At 42.2% G+C, this 3,211-nt stretch carries 2 protein-coding genes; both read right to left on the reverse strand.

What is annotated here, in order from left to right; translation table 11 throughout:
- Positions 1 to 846, reverse strand: an 846-nt coding sequence (locus tag CXF86_RS19835; protein WP_145992400.1) for a retention module-containing protein, incomplete at its 3' end; no start/stop codon positions are given.
- A 262-nt stretch (positions 847 to 1,108) separates the two neighbouring features.
- Positions 1,109 to 3,211 (reverse strand): type I secretion C-terminal target domain-containing protein (locus CXF86_RS19840; RefSeq protein ID WP_145992401.1); only part of this gene is annotated, 2,103 nt, incomplete at its 5' end.

Genomic DNA, 3,211 nt, shown 5'->3' on the forward strand with positions numbered 1-3,211 from the left:
ATTGCCAGTGGCAATGCCATCTTCGTCGATAGTTTGGCTGTCGTTGGCTAATAGACTAGCGTCATCAACAGGCGTGACTTCAAGGGTCAGTGTTGCTGTTGAGCCTGTATTGGTGGTGTATGTAATGACAGGAACGCTGCCATTCCAGTTATCATTTGGAGTGAAGGTGTAAGAGCCATCTGCATTGATAACGAGAGAGCCGCCTTCAAGTGCTACCGTACTGCCAGCGGTAACCGTTTGGCCATCGACTTCAAAACTCACGACGGTAAGAGCGTCATCACCATCTGCATCATTATCGAGGACGTTTCCGGTAGCGATACCATCTTCAGTAATTGAATTACTATCGTTGACTAATATAGAGGGGATATTATCAACACTAAGATCGATATCTCTTGTTTCTGTAAACTGAGCCTGGTCAGCGCCAGCAGTGGTAAAACCTGACGCTGCAATGGTTTCGTTTGCACTTCTTGAGACTGAGAGGAAACCTGAACTTCCTCCATTACCTCCATTACTATTACCTGCTGCTGTATCAGGCCCCTCAGTTGGGTCTTCGCCAGATGCGATAAGGGCTTGAATTTCTGCAATCTCATCTAAAGCAGTATCACTTGAAACATTTTCTTCAGCAGGGCTAGCTGATAGGGAATTAGTCGTTTCAGTATTTGATGATATAAGGCTGCCATCGTCAAACTGAATTTCAACAAAGCTATCTTCAGGCACAGATAAGAGAGTACCTTCAGGGATCAATTCACCTACCGCCACTTGTTTTTCTGTACCATTTACGGTGGCAGTTACTGTGCCTGTAAGGTTTTGAATATGACCAGCCTGTGTTGTTATAATCGACTTCATTGTCTTGCTCCCAACTGTAAACAGTATTAACTACACTTTTTTACAGCTTAAATGTTTCAAAAAAACTACCCCTGATTAACGAATGTTATAGAAGCAATCGTTATTGGTCAATTTTTTGACGCTTTATGTTGTGTAAATTGATTGTGATTGAGTATTATTCGAAAGGGTTAGTAGTGCAAGAACAGAAAAAGGCCACTAGATATAGTGGCCTTGTTAGATAACGGATGAACCGAACTGACTAATTAAAACTTTTGACTGAATATTAAGGAATGATATTTCCTTGGTCGATTTGTTCATATGGAGGGATGAAAGTATCGTTCGGATCGACAATTAGAGCCTCATCAGCGATGAGTCCTGCAATAATTACAGATTCGTCGGAACTGCCATAAATACTCGATAGATTGATACCATCTAAGATGATAGTCACTCCGTCTCCACCTGCTATTCCGTCGGCATCAATAATGATGGTGGTATTGCCACCGGTAAAATCAAAGGAGAAGAAATCTTCTAAGTTTCCGCTTTCCTCTCCAACTAATAATCCGCTTAGGTCGAGTACATCGATTTCGTTGTTGAAGTTGTAAACGTTATCAATGCTACCATCAGCACTATCGAGTTCCCAAACGAAGAAATCTCGCTCACCATCATCAACGCCATTGAGTGCACCACCGTCCAAGGTATCACTACCTTGGCCCCCAGAGAGATAATCTCTACCTATCCCTCCTACTAAGGTGTCACTGCCTGTGCCGCCGATGAGAATATCATTGCCTTCACCACCTTCAATATCGTCATTGCCAGAGCCCCCAATGAGTTCGTCATTACCAGCAAGACCTTTTAAGATATCAATGCCTTCGCGGCCGAAAATACGATCGTCTAAATTGGCCCCTGTAAGCGAGTCAGAATTGGTACTACCAAATATCAGATTATTGATATTGTCAGTTCCCACGACCGTGATGGAATCATCAGCAATTTGATCATGGGTAAAGACAGCTTCAACAAATCGGGCTTGGAAGTTACCACCATTGTCATCGAGATAAGTTATTCTCCATATATCATTGGCCGATAATGGGTTAGCCATAAGATAATCAGCTAACGATGTTGTTGTTGGGTCACCATTGCCATCAAGTAAAAAGATTGCGCTGTAATCAATTTCGGCTTTCATTAGGCCTGAATCAGCATCGAAGCTCCAAGTAATAACCCCATCAGCATCATTCTCAGGGATCACTTCAAAGACTGCGCTACCAATTGTTAATCTAACCGATACCTCATTTTCTCTAGCGTTACCTGCATTACCACCCTGCTCTGAGACTGGTACTGGGAAAGCAAATGGCGCCTGTTGAAAATCAGTAAATAGCTGCAATGAACCACTTGCTGGATCTGAGTTCATCGCGTTGGCAAATAGCTCACTAATAACTAAGTCAGCATCTTGATCATTACCAGAGGTAAGTGGACTTGAACCATTACCAATTTGTACTGTTTGATCTGCCAAGCTGTTTGTAGGTACGGAGTGGATGATGAATTCAGCATCAATAGAGTCACTACCTGAGTTCACTGTAAAAGTGAGTGACAAGTCAATTTGATAATCTACTTCTCCGTTATCTCCAGGAACGTAGATTAATGTTTCTAATTCAGCTGCACTAAGCTCTGGCGGGTTATCAAAATCAATTAAAGTGAGGGTGTTTTGACCATCGATCATATAGTAAACACTACCTAACTCAACGCTCGGGTCTAAGTTTGGTGTAAGTAGCACTAACGCTAAGTTAGTAATTGTTATTGTATCGTTTATATCTATATCAGTAGGTTTAGTCACAAGTAGTGGATAACCGCTTAGATAAGGGTCAGTAATCTCACTGACAGCGGCGGGAACCCAGATCTCTTTAGCAAACTCTCCTTCAATAGCATCATTTACGCCATTGATCGTAATGGTGACTATTTCAGTGTCATATGCACCATTTAAATCGGTAGCCGTTACATTAAAACTGAGTGTAATGGATTCAGTAATCCCTAAAAACTGAATCAATTCATTTGAAATACTAAAGTCCCAACTATCTTGGTCGGTGCTGAAACCTGCAATCAACTGATTGATCTGGTCTTGGGTTAATACGTCACTGAGAACACCGCCACTCCATTGAATATCATTATTGTAAAGAGAAGTCACACTCGCAGTATCGCCAGTATCAACGTCAGTGAAACTTAATATTCCTGTATCACTGATTAGTTGATTGACGACGTTTAGATCTTCGGTGACTTCACCAGAGGTATCTATAGTGAGTACCGGAATATCGTTGGTGCCGGTGACAGTCACGGTGACAATTTGAGTGCTGAATGCACCAAACTCATCGGTGACGGTGACCAAGAAGGTCTCGTC

It is taken from the genome of Shewanella sp. GutCb, assembly GCF_002836135.1.
Taxonomy (GTDB): domain Bacteria; phylum Pseudomonadota; class Gammaproteobacteria; order Enterobacterales; family Shewanellaceae; genus Shewanella.